Raw genomic sequence first — 6581 nt, 5'->3', positions numbered from 1 at the left:
CCAATTTTTTCATGGGCGTCGGCAGGTCGGTACGGATATGTGATTCACCGCACGAGGCCCGTGAGAGAGAAAGGTCAAAGTATGTGCAGCAGGCGGCGTGCCTGTTCGGCGATCTTTTTACGTCCCAGAACCACCTGCCATTTGCCACCGCCGCACTGGCGCCAGAGCATGGCGGAGCGTATCCCGGCCAGCAGCAGGGTGCGGATGCGGTTCACATTGTCGGGGTTTTGCAGATGCAGCGGCTCCCCCTTGATCATGACGCGTGGCTTGAGGGTGCTGATCGTCTGGGTGTAGATGTCGGCAAGTTGGGCGATGATGTTGGGGTGCAGCAGATGGAAATGGGCGATCCGTCCTTCCGCCACCTGGATGCCCTCGCGGATCTGTTGTTGCATGGAGCTGTTTCTACTCAGTTTGCGCTCCAGGTGGAGCAGGGCGATGACATACTGGGTGACCAGCACATTGTCGGTCCGCTTTTCCCCCAACTGCCGGTGCAGCAGCCGCAGCCCGGATTCCACCCCCTGCAGGCCGCCATAGACGCTTTCCACGCTCTCCGCATCGATTTCGAACAGGCTGCGGATGCTGGCCTCCATCGACCGGGTATCCACTATGCCCTGTTCGGCAATCCTGGCCGCCATGCTGGCGGCCTGGAAAACGCCTGCCAGGGCGATGCATCGCTCTCTGTCACTCTTCATTCGAATGCCTGTTCAATTATGCCGCCGCCGAGGCACACCCGATCCTGATAGAAGACCACGGATTGTCCCGGGGTGACGGCGCGTTGTTTTTTGTTAAATAGGACCCGCACATGGCCGTTTTCAAGCGCTGACAGGGTGCAGGCCTGGAGTGGCTGGCGGTGGCGGATACGGGCCAGGCAGGAGACCGGTAATGCCGGTGCGGTACCGGCAGCCCAGTGCAGCTGGCTCGCCTCCAGTCCCTGTTTCAACAGCAGCGGGTGGTCGTGGCCCTGTGCCACGATCAATCGGTTGGCCGCCAGATTCTTGTCAATGACGAACCAGGGGTTAGCCGCGCTGTCCGCCCGTCCGCCGATGCCCAGTCCCTTGCGCTGGCCCAGGGTATAGTACATCAGCCCCTGGTGTTCGCCGACGACCGCGCCTTCGGGGGTGACCATTTGGCCCGGACTGGCCGGCAGGTAGCGACTGAGGAATTCACTGAATTTGCGCTCACCGATAAAGCAGATACCGGTGCTGTCCTTCTTCTTGTGATTGGGCAGCCCGGCCTGTTCGGCGATGCGCCGCACCTCCGGTTTCTCCAAGTCGCCCAGAGGGAAGCGGCTGCGGCCGAGCTGCGCCTGGCCCAGCATGTAAAGGAAGTAGGTCTGGTCCTTGTTTTCGTCGCGTGCCCGCAGCATCCGCCAGGCATCACCCTGGCGGTCGATGCTGGAGTAATGTCCAGTGGCGATGGCATCCGCCCCGAGATGCAGGGCGTAGTCGAGGAACGCCTTGAATTTGATCTCGCGGTTGCAGAGCACATCGGGATTGGGGGTGCGTCCGGCGCGGTATTCGGCAAGAAAATACTCGAACACGTGATCCCAGTATTCACCGGAGAAGTTTATGGTGTGCAGGCGGATGCCGAGCTGGTCGGCGACGGATTGGGCGTCGGCCAGGTCGACGGTAGCCGAGCAGTATTCCCGGGTGTCGTCCTCCTCCCAGTTCTTCATGAACAGGCCCTCGACCCGGTAGCCCTGTTCGATCAGCAGCAGGGCGGCCACGGAGGAGTCAACACCGCCGGACATGCCGACGATAATCTTTTCTTTAGTACGCATGGTTCACTTCAGTCTGAAGTCCTGTCCCGAGAGCCACGCCTCGATCGGCTGGATGACGGGCGCTTGGCCGTTGGCAAAAAACCAGGAGTCCACGGCATACTGCTGCCGGGACCGGATATCCATGATGGTGGCGGTCCAGTGGATATTGAACAACCAGGGATTGCGTCGCCGCCGCTCCTCTACCCGGTGCCATTTTAACAGGTTGTCCCGTGCCATGAGTCGCAGATAAGTGGTGGTGTTGCGCGACTCGGCGATGCAGTCCAGCTGACCGCTCTCGGAACCTTCGCCGCCATTTTCCGGCAGGTCACGCCAATTGTCCGTCTGTTCGCCCACCAGTTGTTCGAATCGGGCAATGGCGGCCCGGATCTGTTGCCGTTCCTCCACGGCCGATTGGATGGCGGAAAACAGGCCGCGGATCTCCCGCCATTCATCGGGACGCAGTGTAACAGGCTTGAGGATGTCACAGTGATAATCGGTGCAGGTCTCGAATGGGGGAGGCGAGGCCCAGGCGTGCAGTTGACTGCCCGGGTAGAGGCAGCACAACAGGGCAATCACCCGGCGGCTCATGGTGGGTCGGGTCTCCACCCCTGCTTCCACTGCTCCAGCGGCAGGATTTCGGGGGCAATGCCGTTGTCATGAAACCAGGAGTCGACCGCCCACAGACGCCGCTCCTCCCGTGCTTCGATTACCGCGGTGGTGTGCGGCCAGCCGAAGAAGAAAAAGCCGCGGGTCACCGGGTCCCTGAGCCGGTGCCAGCGCAGCAGGCCGTCCTGCTGCAGCAGGTACAGGTAGCTGGTGGTGTTGGTGGACTCGTCGATACAGTCCATGCGGTGGTCCAGCGGATTGTCGCTGGTTTCGTTGGCCCCCTTGTCATTGGCGGTGCCGGTCATGCCGCCGATGATCCGCTCCAGCCGGGCCACGGCCTGGCCGATCAGTCGGCGCTCCTCCTCGGGTGAGTGCGCGCCGGCGCGGAAAATGTCCCGGATCTCGTGCCAGCGATGATCTGGCAGGGCCAGCTGGCGGATCGATTGGCAGCTGTTGTCGAAGCAGATGGAGAAGTTGTCCGGGGTGGGGGTGGTGTTGATCTCCGGGCTGACGAACACCACGGCACTGGCGCTGCCGAAGCCGGCGAGCAGCCACAGCATGAGGCAGAGACCGGCCAGTTTAGGACCCGTGCAAGAACAATTCCGTAGTACCGAGGGCGTTCCTGGGCCCCGCTGGCAAGGCACGCTTTGCAGGCAATGGCAATTCCCTTGCCAAAAAGTGTAACGCCGCCAGCGGGGTCCAGGGGCGACCGAATACCGGAACTTATTCTTGCGCGGGTCCTTAGGCAAGGTCACTGAGCAGTTCCAGGGGATAGCTGCAGCCGGCCAGGTAGTCGTCGATACAGCGCAGCACCATCGGGCTGCGCAGCCGCTGTGGATTGGCCGCCAGCTCCTCCCGGCTCAGCCAGATCGCGCGCAGGATGCCGTCGTCCAGCGGCAGTTCCGGGCGGTGGTCATGGCCGTTGCCATGGAAGCAGAAGCGCAGGTAAGTGGTCTCCGCGGGGGGGACCTGCCAGCGGTAGATGCCGACGAGGGATTGCGGGGTAAAGCCCCAGCGCGTCTCCTCCCGGGTTTCCCGGATAACGGCGGCAAGCAGGCTTTCCGCCTCCTCCAGGTGGCCGGCCGGCTGGTTGAATACCCGCTTGCCGTCGCGGGTGAGCTCTTCGACCATGAGAAAACGCCCGGATCGTTCGATGATCGAGGCGACGGTGGTGTGGGGTGTCCAGATCATGGTTCTATTCTAACCTGAATTCTGTGCCGTGACGGGGATGCCGTCAGCGACGCCTTCTGCCGATGGAGCGGGGGGCGGGGCCGTCGTCGGGCAATTCGATGAGCCGAGACTGGCCGGGTTGCAGCGCGCCCAGTTCCCAGTCGCCGATAGCGACGCGCACCAGGCGCAGCGTGGGAAAGCCGATGGCCGCGGTCATGCGGCGAACCTGCCGGTTGCGGCCTTCACGGATCTCGATTTCCAGCCACTGGGTCGGAATGTTGGCACGGAACCGCACCGGCGGATTGCGTTCCCAGAGTGCCGGAGGCGCGATCAGTCGCGCCCGTGCCGGCAGGGTCGGGCCGTCTTTCAATTCCAGGCCGTCGCGGAGTTGTTGCAGCGCCGCCTGGGCTGGAATGCCCTCCACCTCGACCCAGTAGCGTTTCCAGGTCTTGGCGCGCGGATTCGCCAGTCGGTGTTGCAGTTTGCCGTCATCGGTCAGCAGCAGCAGGCCCTCGCTGTCCCGATCCAGCCGCCCGGCCGGGTAGACCCCGCTGGTGTGGATGAAATCGGCCAGTGTCGCGCGTCCTGACGGGTCGGTAAACTGGGTGAGTACGCCGTAGGGTTTATTGAGCAGGATCAATCGGGACATTTTGGGTTCATGCAAATAAAAGGGCCATCCGATTATCGGTGGCCCGGATATTTCGTCAAGATTTTTCAGACCAAAACACGCTTGCGGCACCGTAGCCTGGATGAAGCCGCTATTCTCCGAACTGGGTAAACCGCATACGCCCACGGCGGCGGAATCCGGGGCGTGGCACGCCGCTGCCCCGGATTCCGCCCGACTGGGGCTGTGCGCCGATTAAGCTCCCATGGGGCGGGCTCCATCCAGGCTACAAACTCATCCAGCCCAAGGCTGGGAGGGGGCGTGTGAACCCCAACAGGGTTTCATCCGTGTGCACCATGATGTTGGGGTTTGTGCCTCACCCCAACCTTGGACTCACGCATCCGCGGTGGTGCCGATAACCACCCGGTTTCTGCCGCTATCCTTGGCGCGATAGAGGGCGCTATCCATACGCTGGAACAGGCTGTTCATGTCATCGCCCTGTTCCAGGCTGGTGACCCCGAGGCTGACGGTCATTTGGATCGCCTTCTCTGTCTGTGGCGGCAAAGCCCCCACATTATGCCGGATGCGTTCCGCAAGCAGTTCGGCACCCTGCAGATCGGTTCCCGTTAACAGTATCAGGAACTCCTCGCCACCGTAGCGGAAGATCATGTCGGATTCGCGGATGCTCTGTTCGGCGCATTGAGCCGCCGCCTTCAGCGCCTGGTCGCCATACAGGTGACCATAGCGGTCGTTGATCGATTTGAAGTGGTCCAGATCCATCAGGATGACAGAGAGCGGGGTGTTGTGGCGCAGGGCCAGACCGATCTCACGCTTCATCGAGCTATCCATGGCGGCCCGGTTTCTCACCCCGGTCAGGGGATCGATGGTGGCCGACTCCACCGCCCGTTGATAGAGCAGGGTGTTGCGCAGCGGGTAGAGCAGCCCGGCCAGCAGGTTTTCGATCGCCTCCAGTTCCGAGGCCTCAAATGGATAGTGACGGAAAAAGTTCAGGTCACCCAGGTGATCGCCGGCGACCACCAACTCATAGGCGCAGTTGTTGGCCGGCTGGTCGCCGAGCTTGATATCGATTTTCAGTGACGGGAAGCGGTAGGTGAGGCCATCGTATTTGATGAACTCGCGGATCTCCTTGGCAAACAGCGCCAGCAGTTCATTGATCTCCAGGGTACTTTGCAGAATACCACTGAGGGCCAGTATCTTGGATGCAAAGCGGTAATGGGACTCTTCATTCCGGTCGGGATGTGACGGGTGCGGTGTGACCCTTCTGGTGTTGCCTGAAACATGCTGCATCTGGTTTGTCATAATCAGTGTTTCCAACTTTATTTTTATGCCACAAGATAGCCGCGATTATCTAAGCGATATTCGTGCCATATTAAAATAAAACATAAAAAACAAGCAGATAAATTTATTATTGTGACGGAAGACAAAAAAATGACGCAGGTTGGCGGCTATTTGTTGCCGCCTGCCGCCAGCCGGGCGGCAGTATTGGCCGCCCGACGGGGTGATCTTAGGGCCCGCGCAAGAATAAGTTCCTGTATTCGGTCGCCCCTGGACCCCGCTGGCGGCGTTACGCTTTTTGGCAAGGGAGCGGCCATTGCCTGCAAAGCGTGCCTTGCCAGCGTGGCCCAGGAACGCCCTCGGTACTACGGAATTATTCTTGCGCGGGCCCTTAGCGGTATTCCAGTGCCTGACCGCTGGTGCCGATGCTGTCCGGCCCCATGAGCCAGAGGTAGTCGGGGACCAGGCTGTCCGCCGTCTTGAGGGTTTCGGTATCCTCGCCGGGAAAGGCGAGCAGACGCAGTTTGCTGCGGGTGGGGCCGGGCGCGAAGCTGTTGACCCGGATGTGGCTGCTGTCCCGGGTCTCCTCGGCGAGCAACTGCATCAGGCCCTCCAGGCCGAATTTCGCAACCCCGTAGGCGCCCCAGTAGGCCTTCGCCTGACGTCCCACCTGGTCTCCGGTAAATACCACCGCGGCATCCTTCGCCTTACGCAGCAGCGGCAGGCAGGCCTGGGTCAGCAGGAACGGCGCGTTGAGGTTGACCTGCATCACCTGATACCAGGTCTCGGGATCGTAATCATCGATCCTGCTCAGCAGGCGCAACTGGGCGGCGTTGTGCAGCAGCCCCTCCAGCGAGCCGAACTCCTTGTCCAGCGTCTCGGCCAGTTCGCCATAGTCGTGGGGCGTGGCACCCTCCAGGTTCATCGGGTAGATCGCGGGCTGAACTCCGCCTGCGGCCTCGATGGCATCGTAGACCGCTTCGAGTTTGGCGATGGTTCTCCCCAGCAGCACCACGGTAGCCCCGTGAGCCGCAAAGGCGATGGCGGCGGTTCGGCCGATCCCGTCGCCGGCACCGGTGACGAGAATGGTACGTCCGCTCAGCAGGTCTTTCGGGGGGTGATAGTCACGCATATCGGGATCCTGAA

At 61.6% G+C, this 6581-nt stretch carries 8 protein-coding genes; all 8 read right to left on the bottom strand.

Features of this window, described 5'->3' with window-relative positions:
• Positions 1 to 74: 74 nt before the first annotated feature.
• A complete protein-coding gene (gene hflD / locus NPX02_RS12040; RefSeq protein WP_260293839.1) occupies positions 75 to 692 on the bottom strand; it encodes a high frequency lysogenization protein HflD in 618 nt (205 codons plus the stop codon).
• Entirely contained in the window at positions 689 to 1780 is a 1092-nt protein-coding gene (gene mnmA / locus NPX02_RS12035; protein ID WP_260293838.1) for a tRNA 2-thiouridine(34) synthase MnmA, read from the bottom strand. Before mnmA ends, hflD begins: the two co-directional genes overlap by 4 nt.
• Before the next feature lie 3 nt (positions 1781 to 1783).
• Positions 1784 to 2365, bottom strand: a complete 582-nt coding sequence (locus tag NPX02_RS12030) for a hypothetical protein (protein WP_260293837.1) — start codon at positions 2363 to 2365, stop codon at positions 1784 to 1786.
• The gene (locus NPX02_RS12025; protein WP_260293836.1) at positions 2344 to 2925 is read right to left on the bottom strand and encodes a hypothetical protein; all 582 of its coding nucleotides are present in this window, start codon (positions 2923 to 2925) and stop codon (positions 2344 to 2346) included. The genes NPX02_RS12030 and NPX02_RS12025 overlap by 22 nt, the downstream gene beginning before the upstream one ends.
• Before the next feature lie 181 nt (positions 2926 to 3106).
• Positions 3107 to 3556, bottom strand: a complete 450-nt coding sequence (locus NPX02_RS12020) for an NUDIX hydrolase (RefSeq protein ID WP_260293835.1) — start codon at positions 3554 to 3556, stop codon at positions 3107 to 3109.
• A 43-nt stretch (positions 3557 to 3599) separates the two neighbouring features.
• The gene (locus NPX02_RS12015) at positions 3600 to 4184 is read right to left on the bottom strand and encodes a pseudouridine synthase (protein WP_260293834.1); all 585 of its coding nucleotides are present in this window, start codon (positions 4182 to 4184) and stop codon (positions 3600 to 3602) included.
• Between the two features lie 348 nt (positions 4185 to 4532).
• Complete coding sequence (locus NPX02_RS12010; RefSeq protein WP_260293833.1) at positions 4533 to 5459, bottom strand: GGDEF domain-containing protein; 927 nt, start codon at positions 5457 to 5459, stop codon at positions 4533 to 4535.
• Positions 5460 to 5826: 367 nt separating this feature from the next.
• Positions 5827 to 6567: a YciK family oxidoreductase gene (locus NPX02_RS12005; RefSeq protein WP_260293832.1), complete on the bottom strand. Its 741-nt coding sequence runs from the start codon at positions 6565 to 6567 to the stop codon at positions 5827 to 5829.
• Positions 6568 to 6581 lie beyond the last annotated feature (14 nt).

This window comes from Sedimenticola hydrogenitrophicus (genome assembly GCF_025175675.1).
GTDB classification, from domain to species: domain Bacteria; phylum Pseudomonadota; class Gammaproteobacteria; order Chromatiales; family Chromatiaceae; genus Sedimenticola; species Sedimenticola hydrogenitrophicus.
Note: the sequence above shows the minus strand (reverse complement) of the source record. Positions and strands in the feature narration are given on the sequence as shown.

What these genes read in the sequence shown, in the direction of transcription:
- hflD (WP_260293839.1), bottom strand. Translation starts at nt 692, where the DNA reads ATGAAGAGTGACAGAGAGCGATGCATCGCCCTGGCAGGCGTTTTCCAG.
- mnmA (WP_260293838.1), bottom strand. Translation starts at nt 1,780, where the DNA reads ATGCGTACTAAAGAAAAGATTATCGTCGGCATGTCCGGCGGTGTTGAC.
- NPX02_RS12025 (WP_260293836.1), bottom strand. Translation starts at nt 2,925, where the DNA reads ATGCTGTGGCTGCTCGCCGGCTTCGGCAGCGCCAGTGCCGTGGTGTTC.
- NPX02_RS12020 (WP_260293835.1), bottom strand. Translation starts at nt 3,556, where the DNA reads ATGATCTGGACACCCCACACCACCGTCGCCTCGATCATCGAACGATCC.
- NPX02_RS12015 (WP_260293834.1), bottom strand. Translation starts at nt 4,184, where the DNA reads ATGTCCCGATTGATCCTGCTCAATAAACCCTACGGCGTACTCACCCAG.
- NPX02_RS12010 (WP_260293833.1), bottom strand. Translation starts at nt 5,459, where the DNA reads ATGACAAACCAGATGCAGCATGTTTCAGGCAACACCAGAAGGGTCACA.
- NPX02_RS12005 (WP_260293832.1), bottom strand. Translation starts at nt 6,567, where the DNA reads ATGCGTGACTATCACCCCCCGAAAGACCTGCTGAGCGGACGTACCATT.